The sequence below is a fragment of the Sandarakinorhabdus sp. FBCC-B8862 genome (assembly GCF_059745315.1).
On the sequence record NZ_CM185574.1, the window covers coordinates 1,391,872 to 1,407,125 of the forward strand.

13 protein-coding genes are annotated in these 15,254 nt (G+C 68.5%); 11 read left to right on the plus strand and 2 right to left on the minus strand.

Going from position 1 to position 15,254, the window contains the following annotated elements:
* Positions 1-36: 36 nt before the first annotated feature.
* The 11 genes from murD (at position 37) to AC6BOR_RS06950 (ending at position 13,343) form a co-directional block, all read left to right on the plus strand.
* The gene (gene murD / locus AC6BOR_RS06900) at positions 37-1,317 is read left to right on the plus strand and encodes a UDP-N-acetylmuramoyl-L-alanine--D-glutamate ligase (protein ID WP_498060432.1); all 1,281 of its coding nucleotides are present in this window, start codon (positions 37-39) and stop codon (positions 1,315-1,317) included.
* Positions 1,318-1,330: 13 nt separating this feature from the next.
* Positions 1,331-2,542 (plus strand): peptidoglycan glycosyltransferase FtsW, encoded by a 1,212-nt coding sequence (locus AC6BOR_RS06905; protein ID WP_498060433.1) that lies wholly within the window; start codon positions 1,331-1,333, stop codon positions 2,540-2,542.
* On the plus strand, positions 2,539-3,663 hold the full coding sequence (murG, locus tag AC6BOR_RS06910; RefSeq protein ID WP_498060434.1) for an undecaprenyldiphospho-muramoylpentapeptide beta-N-acetylglucosaminyltransferase: 1,125 nt from the start codon (positions 2,539-2,541) through the stop codon (positions 3,661-3,663). The genes AC6BOR_RS06905 and murG overlap by 4 nt, the downstream gene beginning before the upstream one ends.
* Positions 3,660-5,096 (plus strand): UDP-N-acetylmuramate--L-alanine ligase, encoded by a 1,437-nt coding sequence (gene murC / locus AC6BOR_RS06915; RefSeq protein ID WP_498060435.1) that lies wholly within the window; start codon positions 3,660-3,662, stop codon positions 5,094-5,096. The genes murG and murC overlap by 4 nt, the downstream gene beginning before the upstream one ends.
* Positions 5,093-5,983 (plus strand): UDP-N-acetylmuramate dehydrogenase, encoded by an 891-nt coding sequence (gene murB, locus AC6BOR_RS06920; RefSeq protein ID WP_498060436.1) that lies wholly within the window; start codon positions 5,093-5,095, stop codon positions 5,981-5,983. The genes murC and murB overlap by 4 nt, the downstream gene beginning before the upstream one ends.
* Positions 5,980-6,909 carry a D-alanine--D-alanine ligase gene (locus tag AC6BOR_RS06925; RefSeq protein ID WP_498060437.1) on the plus strand — a complete coding sequence of 310 codons (930 nt, stop codon included), beginning with the start codon at positions 5,980-5,982 and terminating at the stop codon, positions 6,907-6,909. The genes murB and AC6BOR_RS06925 overlap by 4 nt, the downstream gene beginning before the upstream one ends.
* Positions 6,906-7,784, plus strand: a complete 879-nt coding sequence (locus tag AC6BOR_RS06930; protein WP_498060438.1) for a cell division protein FtsQ/DivIB — start codon at positions 6,906-6,908, stop codon at positions 7,782-7,784. The genes AC6BOR_RS06925 and AC6BOR_RS06930 overlap by 4 nt, the downstream gene beginning before the upstream one ends.
* A 13-nt stretch (positions 7,785-7,797) precedes the next feature.
* Positions 7,798-9,078 carry a cell division protein FtsA gene (gene ftsA, locus AC6BOR_RS06935; protein WP_498060439.1) on the plus strand — a complete coding sequence of 427 codons (1,281 nt, stop codon included), beginning with the start codon at positions 7,798-7,800 and terminating at the stop codon, positions 9,076-9,078.
* Positions 9,079-9,137: 59 nt separating this feature from the next.
* Entirely contained in the window at positions 9,138-10,667 is a 1,530-nt protein-coding gene (ftsZ, locus tag AC6BOR_RS06940) for a cell division protein FtsZ (RefSeq protein ID WP_498060440.1), read from the plus strand.
* A gap of 103 nt (positions 10,668-10,770) precedes the next feature.
* Complete coding sequence (locus AC6BOR_RS06945) at positions 10,771-12,204, plus strand: DUF1800 domain-containing protein (RefSeq protein WP_498060441.1); 1,434 nt, start codon at positions 10,771-10,773, stop codon at positions 12,202-12,204.
* Positions 12,201-13,343: a DUF1501 domain-containing protein gene (locus AC6BOR_RS06950; protein WP_498060442.1), complete on the plus strand. Its 1,143-nt coding sequence runs from the start codon at positions 12,201-12,203 to the stop codon at positions 13,341-13,343. Before AC6BOR_RS06945 ends, AC6BOR_RS06950 begins: the two co-directional genes overlap by 4 nt.
* Here the strand turns inward: AC6BOR_RS06950 and AC6BOR_RS06955 are convergent.
* Both AC6BOR_RS06955 and AC6BOR_RS06960 read right to left on the minus strand, forming a co-directional pair.
* On the minus strand, positions 13,333-14,235 hold the full coding sequence (locus AC6BOR_RS06955) for an alpha/beta hydrolase (RefSeq protein WP_498060443.1): 903 nt from the start codon (positions 14,233-14,235) through the stop codon (positions 13,333-13,335). The two genes, AC6BOR_RS06950 and AC6BOR_RS06955, sit on opposite strands and share 11 nt — an antisense overlap.
* A 1-nt stretch (position 14,236) precedes the next feature.
* Positions 14,237-15,205, minus strand: a complete 969-nt coding sequence (locus AC6BOR_RS06960) for a sensor domain-containing diguanylate cyclase (RefSeq protein WP_498060444.1) — start codon at positions 15,203-15,205, stop codon at positions 14,237-14,239.
* Positions 15,206-15,254: the final 49 nt, after the last annotated feature.

The window sequence follows — 15,254 nt, forward strand, 5'->3', positions numbered from 1 at the left end:
TATCTGTGGCGTGCGGGGGGGTGGAGCGTCGCTGCCTTGATCACCGCGCCCGCCTTTGCCGCAAAACGCTGGGGTGTGCTGGGCCTCGCCCGCACCGGCCGGGCGGTTGCGGCTGCCATCACGGCGTCGGGCGGGGATGTCTGGGCCTGGGATGATGGCGAGGCGGCCCGCACCGCCTTTGATGGCACGTTGGTCGATCTTGTGCATGCCGACCTGTCGGGCCTGGCCGGCATCATCGTCTCGCCCGGCGTGCCGCACAGCGCCCCGATCTTCGCCGCAGCTGCCAGGGCCGGCGTGCCGGTGATGGGTGACACCGAATTGTTCGCGCGCGCCCTGCCGCACCTGCCGCCCACACGCGTGGTGGGCATCACCGGCACCAACGGCAAATCAACCACCACCGCACTGCTGCACCATCTGCTCGTGACCGCCGGCATCCCCGCTGCGATGGGCGGCAACATCGGCCTGCCGATCCTGGCGCAGGATCCGTTGCCAGCCGGCGGCGTCTGGGTGCTGGAACTGTCGAGCTATCAGCTGGACATCACCCACAGCCTCGCCTGCGATGTGGCCATCCTCACCAACATCACGCCCGATCATCTCGAACGGCACGGCACCATGGCCGGCTATGCCGCAGCCAAGGCGCGGCTCTTTGCCATGCAGACGCCCGGCGCCACCGCCATCGTCGGCCGCGCGGCCCAGGCGCATTATCATGTTGCCACGGGCCCAGCCGGCCTGATCACGATCGAGGACGTCGCCCTGCCCGGCGCCCAGGCCGACTGGCCCTCGCTGCAGGGGCCGCACAATCTCGAAAACGCCCGCGCCGCCGTCGCCGCCGCGCGGCGGCTGGGGCTGGACGATGCCACCATCGCGCGCGGGCTCGCCAGCTATCAGGCCCTCGCCCATCGCATGGAACCGGTCGGCGAAAAGCGCGGCCTGTTGTGGGTGAACGACAGCAAGGCGACCAACCCCGATTCCACCGCCCCAGCGCTCGCGGCCTACCAACGCATCCACTGGATTGCCGGCGGCCGGCCCAAGCTCGACACCAATGGCGAGGCCGATCTGTCGGCGGTGTTGCCCAATCTGGGCCAGGTGGTGGATGCCTGGCTCATCGGCGAGGCGGCGCCGCAATTCGCCGCGCAATTGCGCCCGCACTTGCCGGTCACCGAAGCCGGCACGCTTGATGCCGCCATCGCGGGCATCCTGGATACGGCACAGCCCGGCGATGTCGTGCTGTTCAGCCCGGCTGCGGCCAGTTTCGATCAATATCGCGATTTCGAACAGCGCGGCGCGGCCTTCCGCGCCGCCGTGGCGGCCTTGTGAGGGGGATGGACTGATGGGCCTTGCAGCACGCCGCCTTGACAAGCGCAGCTATCCCGCCGGCGCTGGCGCCGCCTTCTCGCGCGGGGACCGCAGCCGCTTCGGCCGCTGGTTCTGGACGATCGACAAGACCCTGCTGTTGCTGATCCTGGCGCTGATCGCAGCCGGAATCACTGCGGTCGCGGCCGCCTCCCCGGCCGCTGCACGGCGGCTTTCGGGCGGCAATTTCCGCATGGACGATCTTTATTTCCTCTACCGCCAACTGATGTGGGTGGCGCTGGGGCTGCCGGTCATGCTCGGCACCTCGATGCTCAGCATCCGCAACCTGAAACGGCTGGCGGTGGTGGGCACATTGATCTGTCTGCTCTCCCTCATCCTGGTGCCGTTCATCGGCGGCGGCGCCAACGGCGCGGCACGCTGGATCCAGCTGCCGGGCTTCCAGTTCCAGCCATCGGAATTCTTCAAGCCCTGCTTCATCATCGCCACCGCCTGGCTGCTCAGCCTGAAGCTGGAGGACGGCAGCCTGCCCACGATGCAGATCAGTGCGGCGGTGCTGGCCATGGCGTTGATCTGCCTGATCGCCCAGCCCGATGTCGGCCAATCGGCGCTGATCTCGGTGGTGTGGCTGTCCCAGGCCACGCTGGCCGGCCTGTCGCTCACCATCATCGGCGCACTGGCTGTTGCCGGCGTGATCGGGTTGGTCGCCGCCTATTTCACCCTCGATCACTTCGCCGCCCGCATCGACAAGTTCATCACCGGTTCCGGCGACACGTTCCAGATCGACAAGGCGCTGGATTGTTTCCGCGCCGGTGGCCTGATGGGCACCGGGCCGGGCGAAGGGCGCATGAAGTTCCGCCTGCCCGAAGCGCAGACCGATTATATCTTCAGCGTGCTCGGCGAGGAGTTTGGCCTGATTGCCTGCGCCCTGCTGGCTGGGCTGTTCCTGGCGCTGGTGGTGCGTGCCCTGCTGCTGGCGATGGAGGAGGATGATCCCTTCATCTTCCTCGCCACGTCCGGTCTGGCCATCCAGTTCGGCCTGCAGGCCACCATCAACATGATGGTCAATCTGGCGCTGCTGCCCTCCAAGGGCATGACCCTGCCCTTCATCAGCCATGGCGGTTCCAGCTTCCTCGCCATCTCGCTGGGCGCCGGCATGCTGCTCGCCCTCACCCGCTGCAATCCCTTCCTGAAGGGGCGGCCCTGGGCCAAGGGCGCTCTGGCCGCATGACCGACAACCCTCGCCCTCGCACCCCCCAGCCCGGCGGCACCTATGTGCTGTGCGCCGGCGGCACCGGCGGCCACATGGTGCCGGCGCATTGCCTGGCGCTGGAACTGATGGCGCGTGGCCACAAGGTGCATCTGGTGACAGATGAGCGCGGCCTGCGCTTCCCCGGCCTGTTTCCCGGCGTGCCGGTGACCAAGGTCGATGCCGCCTCCACCGGGCGCAGCGGCTGGAAGGCGCTGCCGCAGGTGGCCCTGAGCATCTGGCGCGGCCGCCAGACGGCACGCGCCCTGTTCAAGCAAATCCGCCCGCGCGCGGTGATCGGCTTTGGCGGCTATCCCGCCCTGCCCGGCCTGTTGGCGGCCCTGTCGCTTTATCTGCCCAGCCTGATCCACGAACAGAACGCCGTGCTCGGCCGCACCAACCGCTATCTGGCCGGCCGCGTGCGGGCCATTGCCACCAGCTTCCCCCGGGTGCGCCGGCTCGAAAAATCCTTTGAGCGCCGCGTGCATTTCATTGGCAACCCCGTCCGACCCGAAGTGCTGGCAGCCGCCGATCTGCCCTATGATGCCGAGGCCCCGCGCCTGAAGCTGCTGGTCACCGGCGGCAGCCAGGGCGCCGCCATCCTGAACAGCGTGGTGCCCGCCGCCATCGCCCTGCTGCCGGCAGAGGTGCGCAGCACACTGGATGTGACGCACCAGGGCCGCGACGAAGACCGCGATGCCATGCTGGCCGCCTATCGCGCCGCCGGGATCGAGCCGGTGATCGCCGCCTATTTCCCCGATCTGCCCGCCGAAATGGCCTCCAGCCATATCGTCATCGCCCGGTCGGGCGCGTCGACCGTGGCCGAACTGGCGGTGATGGGCCGCCCTTCCATCCTGGTGCCGCTGCCGATTGCCACCGATGATCACCAGGCCGATAATGCCGCCGCACTGGTCACCGCCGGCGGCGCCCAGATGATCCGCCAACCGGATTTCACGCCGGAACGATTGGCGCAGGCCTTGACGGCGTGGCTGGCCGACCGGCAGGGGCTCGGCACAGCCGCCAGCGCGGCGCGCGCCGCCGGCCATCCGGAGGCCGCCAAGCGCCTGGCCAATCTTGTCATCGCCACCGGATTGATCGCATGAGCCCAACCTCCGCCACCCTCGCCTTCCGCCCCGGTTTCCGCACCGATATCGGCGTCATCCATTTTGTCGGCATCGGCGGCATCGGCATGTCGGGCATTGCCGAGGTGATGGCCAATCTGGGCTTTGCCGTGCAGGGTTCGGATGCGGCAGAATCCTATGTGGTGGAAGGCCTGCGCAAGAAGGGCATCACCGTCTTCATCGGCCAGAAGTCGGAAAATGTAGCAAACGCCGCCGTGCTGGTGATCTCAACGGCCATCAAGGCCGACAATCCCGAAGTGATGGCAGCGCGGGCCAAGCGTATCCCGGTGGTGCGCCGCGCCGAAATGCTGGCCGAACTGATGCGCCTGAAAAGCTGCGTTGCGGTCGCTGGCACCCACGGCAAGACCACCACCACCTCGATGGTCGCCACGCTGCTCGATGCCGGCGGGCTTGATCCCACGGTGATCAACGGCGGCATCATCAACTCGATCGGCTCCAACGCCCGCCTCGGCGCGTCAGACTGGATGGTGGTGGAAGCCGACGAAAGCGATGGCAGCTTCTTGCGCCTCACCGGCACGTTCGGGATCGTCACCAACATCGATCCCGAGCATCTCGATCACTGGGGCGATTTCGAAAAGGTGCGCGAAGGCTTTCGCCAGTTCGTCAACGCCGTGCCCTTCTATGGCGCCGGCATATTGTGCATCGATCACCCCGAAGTGCAGGCACTGATCCCGCGCGTCTCTGATCGCCGCATCATCACCTATGGCTTTGCCGCCACCGCCGATGTGCGTGGGGCCGATGTGACACCAGTGCCGGGCGGCAACCGCTTTGCCGTCCTGGTGCGCACCCGGGATGGCCAACGCCGCATCGATGATCTGGTGCTGCCGATGCCCGGCCGCCACAATGTGCAGAACGCGCTCGCCGCCATTGCCGTCGCGCTGGAACTGGGCGTGGACGATGATGGCCTGCGCGCCGGCCTCGCCCGCTTCGGCGGCGTCAAGCGCCGCTTCACCAAGGTGGGTGAAGTGGCCGGTGCCACCATCATCGACGATTATGGTCACCACCCGGTCGAGATCAAGGCCGTGCTCGCCGCGGCGCGGGAAGGCGCAACCGGCCGCGTCATCGCTGTCGTCCAGCCGCACCGCTTCACCCGCCTGCGCGATCTGATGGGCGAATTCTGCGCCGGCTTCAACGATGCCGACATGGTCTATGTCGCGCCGGTCTATGCCGCCGGCGAAGCGCCGATCGCGGGCGTTGACGCCGCCGCGCTGGCCGCCGGCCTGGTCGCCGCCGGCCACCCCAGCGCCGAGACGGTCACCGGGGCCGACAATCTGGCCGTGAAACTGGCCGGCGTGGTGCAGCCAGGCGACCAGGTGATCTGCCTGGGCGCAGGCGATATCACCAAATGGGCGGCCGGCCTGGCCGATGCGATTGCGCGGGTGAAGGCGGGATGAGCCTGCTGCCCACCCCGCGCGGCAAGCTGACGGCAGCAGCGCCGCTGGCCCCGCTGGTCTGGTTCAAGGCCGGCGGCGCTGCAGACTGGTTGTTCGAACCGGCCGATATCGATGATTTGCGCGGCTTCCTCGCCGCGCTCGATCCGGCGGTGCCGGTGATGGCGCTGGGCCTGGGCAGCAATCTGATCGTGCGCGATGGTGGCGTGCCGGGCGTGGTGGTTCGGCTGGGCAAGGTGTTCGGCAAGGTCCGCGCCGAGGGCGCGACACTTGTCTGCGGCGGCGGCGCGAGCGGCATCGCCGTCAGCAGCGCGGCGCGCGATGCCGGCATTGCCGGTCTGGAATTCCTGCGCGGCATTCCCGGCACGGTGGGCGGCTTTGTGCGGATGAACGGCGGTGCCTATGGCCGAGAGGTGGCCGATGCGCTGGTGGACGCCACCATCGTCACCCGCAATGGCGAAATCGAAACCCGTGCGCTGCCAGCGCTCGGCTACAGCTATCGCCATTCCAACCTGGCCGATGGCGAGATCGTCATCGCCGCCCGCCTGAAGGGCCAGCCCGGCGACAAGGCCGCCATCCAGGCCGAGATGGACCGCATCGCCGCCGCCCGCGAGGCCAGCCAGCCGCTGCGCACCCGCACCGGCGGCTCCACCTTCAAGAACCCGCCGGGCCTGAAGGCGTGGGAACTGGTCCACAACGCCGGCTGCCGGGGCCTTCGCGTCGGTGGCGCGGAAGTCAGCGAAAAGCATTCGAATTTCCTGATCAACAGCCACGGCGCACGCGCCGCCGACATCGAGGCGCTGGGCGAACTGGTGCGCGCCCATGTGCTGCGTGAGCAGGGCGTGAGCCTCGAGTGGGAGATCCAGCGGGTGGGGCGGGTGAAGCCATGAAGGTCGCAGTCCTCATGGGCGGCTGGTCCGCCGAGCGCGAGGTGTCGCTCACCTCCGGGCGCGGTATTGCCGATGCCTGCCGCAGCCTTGGCCATGACGTGATCGAGATCGACATGGCCCGCAACCTTGCCCAGCAACTGCTCAGCGCCGCGCCCGACGTGGTGTTCAATGCCCTGCACGGCACCCCCGGCGAAGATGGCAGCGTGCAGGGCGTTATGGACCTGCTCGGCATCCCCTATACCCACAGCGGCCTCACCACCTCGGCCATCGCCATCGACAAGGAATTGACCAAGAAGATCCTGGTGCCGGCCGGCATCCCGATGCCGCAGGGCCGCATCGTCGCCAGCGAAACCCTGTTCGAAGCCGATCCCCTGCCCCGCCCCTATGTGCTCAAACCGGTCAACGAAGGCTCCAGCGTTGGCGTCGCCATCGTGACCGACAGCAGCAACCATGGCCAGCCCATCCGCCGTGACGTGCCGGGCCCCTGGGCCGAATTCCCGACCCTGCTCGCCGAACCCTTCATCGCCGGTAAGGAACTCACTGTCGCAGTGCTGGGCGATGAGGCGCTGGCGGTGACGGAATTGAAACCGGTTTCGGGTTTCTATGACTATGATGCGAAATACACCGATGGGTTGACCGTGCACGAGTGCCCCGCCCAACTGCCCGCCGACGTGGAGGCCGCCTGCCTGGCCCATGCGCTGGCCGCACACCGGGCGCTGGGCTGCCGCGGCACCAGCCGCAGCGATTTCCGCTGGGATCCGGATCAGGGCCTGGCCGGGCTGTTCCTGCTGGAGGTGAACACCCAGCCGGGGATGACGCCATTGAGCCTGGTGCCGGAACAGGCAAAATATCGCGGCATCAGCTATGAACAGCTGGTGCAGCGCCTGATCGACACGGCGATCGCCGATCATGGGAGGGCCGCATGACCGCAGCGGTGCTGAAGCGCGGCGCTCCGCCGCCCAAGCGTGCGCGCAGCAAGGCGACAAGCCCCGCCAATGCCCGCCCGCCCGTCACCCGCCGGCAGCTGCTGCTGGGCCTTGGCGGCCTGTGCGCGGTGGCGCTCGCCGTCATGATCCTGATGGGCGTGCCCCAGCGCATCTGGGCCGGCTTCGTGCAATGGACAGCGGCGCACGGCTGGGAAGTGCGCCACGTTGAATTGACCGGCGCGCGCGAACAGAACCGCCTCGCCATTTACAACGCCGTGCTCAACGGCCCCAGCAACGCCATGCTCGACACCGATCTTGATGATGTGCGCAGCCGGCTGCGCGCCCTGCCATGGATTGCCGATGCCAGCGTGCAACGCCGGCTGCCCGACACGCTGGTGATCGAGGTGAGCGAGCGCAAGCCGGTGGCGCTGTGGCAGCTGCACGGCCAATTGGCCGCCATCGATGTGAGCGGCCGGGTGCTGGCCCGCGACCGGCTGGAGCGCTGGAACGACCTGCCCATTCTGGTGGGCCCCGGCGCCAACCACCGTGTGCGCGAGGCGCTGCAACTGATCGCCGCCACCCCGCTGGGCCGCGACATGTTTGCCGCCACGCTGGTGGGTGGCCGCCGCTGGGATCTGCGCTTCAAGAGCGGCGAGGTGCTGGCCCTGCCCGATCAGCCCGGCCAGGCCCGCGCCGCATTGGCCAGCTTTGCCCGGCTTGATGCCAAGGGACCCGACCGGCTGCTCGGCGGCCGCTTCACCCGGTTCGACATGCGCCTGCCCGGCCGCATGATCGTGGCCGGCCCCGCCGTCGCCGACAGTCTGGCAGCCGCCGAAAAGGCCCGCCGCGCCGCGGCCCAGGCCCAGGCCATCTGAGGGACACGCCATCATGCCCCCCCGCATCCCTCTCCCCACCGCGCTCGGCCGCAGCCAGGCGGAACGCACGGTTGCCGTGCTCGATGTTGGCACATCGAAGGTCGCTGCGCTGATTGCGCTGGTTGGCGGTGAAGGCGAGCCGCGCGTCATCGGCAGTGGGCAAAAGCCCTGCACCGGCCTCAAGCGCGCCACCGTCACCGATTTCGACAAGACCGAAATGGCCATCCGCGGCGCCATGGACCAGGCCGAACGCGCCGCTGGCATCCAGGTTGAAAGCGTCGTGGCCAGCTTTGCAGCCGGCAATCTGTCGAGCAGCATGGCCTCGACCGAAATCGACATCGCCGGCGCCAGCATCACCCCCACCGACATGGTGACCCTGCGCCAGGCCGGCCGCGCCGCCATTGATCCCAAGGGCCGCAGCATCATTCACGCGCTGCCGGCGCTCTATGTCCTCGATGGCCTGCCCGGCGTGGAAAGCCCGCTTGGTCTGCATGCCGATCGGCTGGGCATGGATATCCATGTCGTCGCCGCCGACACCCCGGCCATCCTCAACTTCGGCCGTGCCGTTGGCCAGGCGCATCTGGGCGTCTCGTCCCTGGTGGCGACCCCGCTCGCCGCCGGCCTTGCCGTGCTCGATGCCGAAGAACGCGATATCGGTGTCGCCCTGATCGACATTGGCGCCGGCATCACCAGCATCGCCGTCTATCGCTTCGGCATTCCGGTGGGCGTTGCCACCGTGCCGATGGGCAGCGCCGATATCACCGACGATATCGCCGCCGCCTTTGCCACCCGGCGCAGCCACGCCGAACGGCTGAAAACCTTCGACGGTGCCGCCGTCGCCACCACCCGGGACCAGACCGATCCGGTGATCATCCCGCCGATGGTGGATGATGGCAGCGTCGAGCCGATCAAGGTGCCGCGCGCCCAGTTGGTTGGCGTCATCCGAACCCGGCTCGACATGCTGTTCGGTGAAATCGCCGCCGCCCTGTCGGCGCTGGGCTTTGTGGGCCCGCAGGCGCGGCGCATCGTTCTCACCGGCGGTGGCGCTGATCTGCGGTCCATCGGCGAATATGCCGGCACCTATCTGCGCTGCAACGTCCGCATCGGCCGGCCGCGTGGCCTGGCTGGCCTGCCGGTGGCGCAGGAAGGCCCGGCCTTTGCCGCGCTCGCCGGCCTGGTGCTGTTTGCCGGGGCCGACAATGGCGATGTCTGGCACCAGCCGCAGTCGAGCGAGAGCGCTGCGCCAAAGCGGGGCTTGACCGGCGTCATCGAAAAACTGTGGGGAAGTCTGTGAAGACTCTTTCCCCCGATTCGCGCATCATCTAGTATGCCCACAACCTCGGGAGACACGACATGCTGGAATTCGCCAAGCCGGAACTGACCGAACTCAAGCCGCGCATTGCCGTGGTGGGCGTGGGCGGCGCCGGCTGCAATGCCGTGGCCAACATGATCGAGGCGGAGTTGATGGGCGTCGAGTTCATCGTCGCCAACACCGATGCCCAGCAGCTGGCGATGAGCAAGGCTGCCACCCGCATCCAGCTGGGCATGAAGATCACGCAAGGCCTGGGCGCCGGCGCCCGCCCGGAAATCGGCCGCGCCGCTGCCGAGGAGACGCTTGATCAGCTCGAAACCGCGCTGGATGGCGCCCACATGTGCTTCATCGCCGCCGGCATGGGCGGCGGCACCGGCACCGGCGCTGCCCCGGTGGTGGCCCGCGCCGCCCGCGAAAAGGGCATCCTGACCGTTGGTGTCGTCACCAAGCCGTTCAGCTTTGAAGGCAGCAAGCGCATGAAGGCGGCCGAGGAAGGCATCGCCGAGCTGCAGAAGCATGTCGACACGCTGATCATCATCCCGAACCAGAATCTCTTCCTGATTGCCAACGCCAACACCACCTTCAAGGATGCGTTCGCGATGGCCGACCAGGTGCTGCACCAGGGCGTGCGCGGCATCACCGATCTGATGATCATGCCCGGCCTGATCAACCTCGACTTTGCCGACATCCGCACCGTGATGAGCGAGATGGGCAAGGCCATGATGGGCACCGGCGAAGCCACCGGCGAAGGCCGCGCCATCGAAGCGGCGCAAAAGGCCATCGCCAACCCGCTGCTCGACGAAGTCTCCATGCGCGGCGCCAAGGGCGTGATCATCAACATCACCGGCGGCGACGACCTGAAGCTGATGGAAGTCGACGAAGCCGCCTCCTACATCCGCGACATGGTTGATACCGATGCCAACATCATCGTTGGCAGCGCCTTCAACCGCGATCTGGATGGCGTGATGCGGGTGAGCGTGGTCGCCACCGGCATCGACGCCGCCGCCAAGCCGATGCCGGTCACCGCACCGGCCAAGAAGACCAGCGGCGCTGCCTTCCTGGCCCAGCCCAGCATCTTCTCTGCCCCGCCGCCATCGGGTGGTGGTGGTGAACCCGCACCGGTCGAAACCACGCCGGAACCCGCCGTGGCGGCCGCCCCTGTGGCACCGGTTGCCCTGGCGCTCGACCTGCCGGTGGCGGAATCGGCCATCGCCCGCGTGCTCGACACCGTGGAGCAAACGCCTGAGCCCGTGGCCGAAGCCGAAGAGGATGACGCCATCGATCTGGCCGATGCGGAGCAGGTGGATGAGCCTGCCCCCGCCAACTTCACCTTCACCCCGGTCGTGCCGCCGGCCGCACCCGCGCCGGTGGCTGGCCCGGCCGCCGATCCGGTGCCGGAACCGGTCGCAGCCGCGCCGGAACGCCCGCTCACCCTGTTCGAACGCATGATGGGCATGAGCCGCAAGCCGCGCACGCCGGAACCGCCGCAGAATCTGGCACCCACGCCGGTCGCGCCTGCTGCCAGCGATGATGACGTGCCGGGCTTCATGCGCCGCCAGGTCAACCGCTAAGACGCTTTCCGGCGAAGATCACGGGCCCGGCTGGCAGCAGCCGGGCCCGTTTCCGTTTGGCAGCCGCGCGGGGGAAATGCCCAGGCTGGCACGTTGAGCCTGCATGAGCATCGCTGCCATCGCCCTCAATCGCTTCGGCCTTGGTGCCCGCCCGGATGCAGCGGCGCCGCCGGATCCCCGGGCCTGGCTGGTCGCCCAGTTCAGCGCCTTTGAACCGCGCCCGGCCATCATCGCCGCCCTGCCCGATGCCGCGGCGATGACGGCGCAGTATCGGGACAATCTCCGCCAACTGCGCCAGGTCGGCATTGGCGGCATCCCGCGCCAACCCGGCGATCCCGAACCCCCCAAAGGTGCCGAGGCCCAGGCGCTGGCCGAAGCCCAGCAGAAGGCGCGGCGCGAAGCCTTCCGCGCCGCCTATGCCGGCCAGGTGCGCGCCCGGCTGGCGCTGGCGCTGGACAGTCCCGCCCCCTTTGCCGAGCGGCTGGTACATTTCTGGTCCAACCATTTCGCCATTTCGACCGACAAGCTGGCCACCGCCACCATGGGCGGCCCGCACGAATTCGAAGCCATCCGCCCCCACATCGCCGGCCGGTTCAGCGATCTGCTGCTGGCTGTCACCCGCCATCCGGCCATGATGTTCTATCTGGACCAGGCGCAATCGGTGGGCCCGGGCAGCCTGCTGGCAGAGGTGGCACGCCGCCGCAACGCCCCCCGCCAGCCCGGCCTCAACGAAAATCTGGCGCGGGAAATCCTCGAACTGCACACGCTGGGTGCCGGCCATTATACGCAGGCCGATGTCGCCGGTCTGGCGCGCGCCCTCACCGGCTGGTCGATCGGCGGCTTCGTGCGGCGGCCCCTGGGGCTGGATGCGCCGCCCGGCCAATTCATCTTCCAGCCAGCCTGGCACGAACCGGGGCGGGTGACGGTGGCCGGCAAGACCTATGCCCAGGATGGCGAAGCCCAGGCCCGCGCCATTCTCGACGATCTCGCCCTCCACCCGCAGACCGCCCGTCACCTTGCCACCAAGCTGGCGCGCCACTTCATCAACGATGATCCCCCGCCGCACCTCGTGGACCGGCTCGCGGCCACCTATCTGGCCAATGGCGGTGCGCTGCTGCCTGTCTATCAGGCGCTGATCGCCGCGCCAGAAGCCTGGGCCACGCCGCTGACGAAGTTCAAGAGCCCGTGGGACTGGACGGTTTCCGCCATGCGGGCGCTTGGCCTCAAAGACGCGCCCGGCAACGCCCGCATCGCGCCAATGCTCAACGAGTTGGGCCAGCCGATCTGGCGGCCGGGATCGCCGGCCGGTTGGCCCGATGCCGCCAGCCGCTGGGCCGCGCCCGATGCGCTGTTGCGCCGGGTGGAGGTGGCCGGCCGGTTGGCCAGTCTGGCCCCGGCAGCCGATCCGCGCGCCCTCGCCGCCCGCGTGCTGCCCGGCGTGCTGTCTGCTACCACCGCCACCGCCATCGCCCGCGCCGAAAGCCCGGCCGAGGGCGCCGCCTTGCTGCTGGTCTCGCCGGAGTTTCTGCGCCGATGATCGATCGCCGTTCCCTCATCGCCCGCGCCGGCCTGATCGGTGGCCTGGCGCTGCATCCCGGCCTGGCGTTGGCCGCAGCTAGCACCGATCGCCGGCTCGTGTTCATCATCCTTCGTGGCGCCATGGACGGGCTGGCCGCCATCAGCCCCACTGGCGATGCGCGGCTGGACCGGTTGCGCGGCGCCCTGGCCCGCCCGCCCGAACAACTTGGCGCACCGCTGCCGCTCACCGCCGATTTCACCGCCCACCCGTCGCTGGCGGGATTCGCTGGCCTGTTCGCCGCGAAGGAAGCCGCTGTGGTCCATGCGGTCGCCAGCCCCTATCGCGAGCGCAGCCATTTCGATGCCCAGAACATCCTCGAAACCGGTGGCAACGCTGCCTATGCCCTGAAGGACGGCTGGCTCAACCGGCTGCTGCCGTTGTTGCCGCCGGCCCCGCCACCCGTGGCGATCTCCGCGGCCCTGCCCACCCTGCTGCAAGGCGCCGCCCCCACCACCAGCTTTGCCCCCAGCCGCCTGCCCGATGCCAGCGCCAGCCTGAAGGCGCGGGTGGCAGCACTGTATGAAGGCGACCCGCTGCTCCACCGCCTGTGGGGCGAGGCCATGGCGACCGAAATGATGGCCGGCAACCAGGACGGCCCGTCCGGCCCGGTTGCACTGGCCGCCACCGCCGCGCGCCTGCTCGCCCAGCCAGCCGGCCCGCGCATCGCCGTGCTCGATCACGGCGGGTGGGACACGCATGCCGGCCAGGCCGTGCGGCTGGCGGCGCAGCTGCGCCAGCTCGACACGATGATCACCACGCTGAAATCCGGCCTGGGCCCGGCCTGGGCCGACACGCTGGTGATCTGCGCCACCGAATTCGGCCGCACCGTTGCCGCCAACGGCACCAATGGCACCGATCATGGCACTGCATCGGCGGTGTTGCTGGCCGGCGGGCGCGTGGCCGGCGGCCGCGTCCATGGCGACTGGCCGGGCCTCTCCCGCCTGTTCGAGGATCGCGACCTGTTGCCCACCACCAGCCTCAACGCCGTGCTGGCCGGCAGCGTCGCTGGGCTGTTTGGCCTTGATCCCGATCGGGTGGTGCGCAGTGTGTTTGCCGCCGCACCCGCACCGGCGATGCCAGGCCTGGTCAGGGCGTAAGATATTTCAGCAGGAAATTGCTGGCATCGGCCAGCACCGGCGCCTTGCCGCGAAACGGCTTTGAAAGCCCGAGCAAGATGCCGATATGCCCGATGCCGGGATAGAGTTTCACCTCGGCCCGGCCGCCCAGATCATTGACCGCATTGGCCAATCGCGTGCTGTTGCGCGGCAATACGGTCGTATCCTCAAGCCCATGCAGCAACAACAGAGGCGGGGCATCGCCGCGGGCAAAATGGATCGGCTGGGTGTCGTTCAGATCGGGCGCATTGCCCAGCGCGGCATCGGCAGCCCCACCGGCCACAAAGGGCAGGAAATCATAAGGCCCGGCCAGGCCCACCGCCGCCTTGATCCCATCAGCCACGCCCCAGCGCCGGTCGAGCGCCAGCAGCAGGCCGATATGGGCGCCGGCCGAATGGCCCATCACCGCCACGCGGGCCGGATCGCCGCCATGCGCCGCGATGTTGGCCGCCACCCATTTCAGCGCCGCCGCGCCATCTTCGACAAAACCCGGCCAGCGCACCTGCGGCACCAGCCGATAATCCGGCACCACCACCAGGAATCCGCGGGCCGCCAGCGCCCGGGCGGCAAAGCCATAACCATCGCGCAGACCACTGTTCCAACTGCCACCATAGAAAAACACCAGCACCGGCAGCGGCCCCGTCGCACCCTTGGGGGCCCAGATTTCCAGGGTCTGGCGCGGATCGGGGCCAAAGGCGGCGCCATCAACGATCTGCTTCACACCGCCATCGCCGGGCGTCAGCCGGTTGAGGCCATTCAAGGCCCCCAGCGGCGAACAGGCCGCGGCCATTGCCGAGAGGGCAGAAAGCGAGAGCAGGGCGCGGCGCGACATCATCGGCCGGGCATAAGCCATGGCCGGCCCAGCGAGCAACATGTCAACGGGCGCTGCGGCGCGCTGACTTCATGGCATACATGGCGGCATCGGCCTCGCTCAACAGCGCCTGGATATCGGCGCCACTGCCGGCAGGATGATCAACATAACCGGCGCTGAAGCCGGAGCGGTACGGCAGCCCCAATGCCAGTTCCTGCCCTTGCAGCCAGTCGGTCAGCCGCGCTGTCGCCCCGCGGGCCTCCACCGCGTCGCTACCAGGCATCCAGGCCACAAACTCATCGCCGCCGATGCGGGCAAACACATCGGTTGACCGGAAACACTTGCTCATGCCGAACGCGATGCGTTCCAGCACGGCATCACCGGCCGCATGGCCATGGCGGTCGTTGATCTGCTTGAAGCCATCCAGGTCGAGGCACACCAGCGTGCCGCCCTGCCCCTGCGCTTCGCACAGCGCCAGGCTGTCCCGCGCCATCGTCAAAAACCCGCGACGGTTCCAGATGCGGGTCAGCGGATCGGTCATCGCCGCCTGATAGGCCGAAAGCTCGTCTTCCACCATGGCCGCCAGATCGCGCAGGGCCTGCGCATCCTCGTTGTCGAACCCGCGCGGCTGCTGGTCGATGATGCACAAGGTGCCAACCTTGGCGCCGCGCGACACGCGCAACGGACATCCGGCATAAAAGCGGATGTGGGGATCGCCGGTCACCAGCGGATTGTCGGCAAAGCGATTGTCCCCCGTGGCGTCCGGGATCACGAAAATCTCGTCGCCCAAAATCGCATGGCCACAGAAGGAAACATCGCGCCCGGTTTCGTTGACGCCCAGGCCCTGGCAGGATTTGAACCATTGCCGGTTGAGATCAACCAGGCTCACGAGCGCGATCGGCACCGAAAACACCCGCCGCGCCATCCGGGTCAACCGGTCAAACCGCTCCTCCGGCCCGCTGTCGAGGATACATAGCGCATGCAGCACCTGCAGCCGCAGCAGTTCATCCTCAGGCAGGGGTGGTGCCAGCACGCCAAGCTCCCAACAACACGACGCGGCAACGGCCTGCGCGAAAAACGAC

Coding starts and splice junctions, on each gene's coding strand:
- AC6BOR_RS06905 (WP_498060433.1), top strand. CDS start 1,331: ATGGGCCTTGCAGCACGCCGCCTTGACAAGCGCAGCTATCCCGCCGGC.
- murG (WP_498060434.1), top strand. CDS start 2,539: ATGACCGACAACCCTCGCCCTCGCACCCCCCAGCCCGGCGGCACCTAT.
- murC (WP_498060435.1), top strand. CDS start 3,660: ATGAGCCCAACCTCCGCCACCCTCGCCTTCCGCCCCGGTTTCCGCACC.
- murB (WP_498060436.1), top strand. CDS start 5,093: ATGAGCCTGCTGCCCACCCCGCGCGGCAAGCTGACGGCAGCAGCGCCG.
- AC6BOR_RS06925 (WP_498060437.1), top strand. CDS start 5,980: ATGAAGGTCGCAGTCCTCATGGGCGGCTGGTCCGCCGAGCGCGAGGTG.
- AC6BOR_RS06930 (WP_498060438.1), top strand. CDS start 6,906: ATGACCGCAGCGGTGCTGAAGCGCGGCGCTCCGCCGCCCAAGCGTGCG.
- ftsA (WP_498060439.1), top strand. CDS start 7,798: ATGCCCCCCCGCATCCCTCTCCCCACCGCGCTCGGCCGCAGCCAGGCG.
- ftsZ (WP_498060440.1), top strand. CDS start 9,138: ATGCTGGAATTCGCCAAGCCGGAACTGACCGAACTCAAGCCGCGCATT.
- AC6BOR_RS06945 (WP_498060441.1), top strand. CDS start 10,771: ATGAGCATCGCTGCCATCGCCCTCAATCGCTTCGGCCTTGGTGCCCGC.
- AC6BOR_RS06950 (WP_498060442.1), top strand. CDS start 12,201: ATGATCGATCGCCGTTCCCTCATCGCCCGCGCCGGCCTGATCGGTGGC.
- AC6BOR_RS06955 (WP_498060443.1), bottom strand. CDS start 14,235: ATGTTGCTCGCTGGGCCGGCCATGGCTTATGCCCGGCCGATGATGTCG.